General features: G+C 49.6%; 2 tRNA genes and 2 rRNA genes. All 4 read left to right on the forward strand.

The window, feature by feature from the left end:
* Window positions 1-79, forward strand: a 16S ribosomal RNA gene (locus AAZR23_RS20645); the annotation flags it as partial.
* A gap of 66 nt (window positions 80-145) precedes the next feature.
* Window positions 146-222 (forward strand) — tRNA-Ile (locus AAZR23_RS20650).
* 124 nt (window positions 223-346) lie between these two features.
* A tRNA-Ala gene (locus AAZR23_RS20655) sits at window positions 347-422 on the forward strand.
* Window positions 423-737: 315 nt separating this feature from the next.
* Window positions 738-1229: ribosomal RNA gene (locus tag AAZR23_RS20660) — 23S ribosomal RNA — on the forward strand; the annotation flags it as partial.

The raw sequence follows: 1229 nt of genomic DNA on the forward strand, positions 1-1229 counted from the left end.
TACCACTTTGTGATTCATGACTGGGGTGAAGTCGTAACAAGGTAACCGTAGGGGAACCTGCGGTTGGATCACCTCCTTACCTAGTTGATACAGAATGTGAGTGTTCACACAGATTGTCTGATAGAAAGAAGCAGATACCGGGAATAGGCTTGTAGCTCAGGTGGTTAGAGCGCACCCCTGATAAGGGTGAGGTCGGTGGTTCAAGTCCACTCAGGCCTACCACTTTTCACTGATACTGCGTTGCGGCTCCGCTTGTTTACTTCAGTAAACTTCGCGAACCCACGCCTTGTCTCAGTAAAAAGCACCTTTTGATGAAGGTGAAGGTGACCCGGAAAAACCAAATAATGGGGCTATAGCTCAGCTGGGAGAGCGCCTGCCTTGCACGCAGGAGGTCAGCGGTTCGATCCCGCTTAGCTCCACCATTATCTGATATCTGAAAAATAATTCAGAGTTTACCGGAAACGGTATGCTGTGAATTATTATGCTCTTTAACAATCCGGAACAAGCTGAAAAATTGAAACAATCAATATTATCACCGAGGTAATATTGATGAGTCTCTCAGCCGAACAACTTTGAACGTGTTCTTCAGTGTAAGACGCGGCGAGCGAAGTGATTTCGCGAAGGCCGGAGCGCAGTGAGCGCAGCATACTCAGGTATGTGAGCATCACGAGCACCGCCCGACAAAGAAATCGCAAAGCGCAGTCCGTCGGTTCATATAAGACACCTTCGGGTTGTGAGGTTAAGCGAATAAGCGTACACGGTGGATGCCTAGGCAGTCAGAGGCGATGAAGGACGTGCTAATCTGCGATAAGCGCCGGTAAGGTGATATGAACCGTTATAACCGGCGATTTCCGAATGGGGAAACCCAGTGCAATTCGTTGCACTATCATTACCTGAATACATAGGGTAATGAAGCGAACCGGGAGAACTGAAACATCTAAGTACCCCGAGGAAAAGAAATCAAACGAGATTCCCCCAGTAGCGGCGAGCGAACGGGGAGCAGCCCAGAACCTTAATCACTATCAGCATCAGGAGAACAGTCTGGAAAGGCTGGCCGCAGCAGGTGATAGCCCTGTATCCGAAGGTGTTGGTAGTGTGAGTTCGATGAGTAAGGCGGGACACGTGTTATCCTGTCTGAATATGGGGGGACCATCCTCCAAGGCTAAATACTCCTGACTGACCGATAGTGAACCAGTACCGTGAGGGAAAGGCGAAAAGAACCCCGGCGA

Source organism: Morganella sp. Je.2.23 (assembly GCF_051129855.1).
GTDB classification, from domain to species: Bacteria; Pseudomonadota; Gammaproteobacteria; order Enterobacterales; family Enterobacteriaceae; genus Morganella; species Morganella sibonii.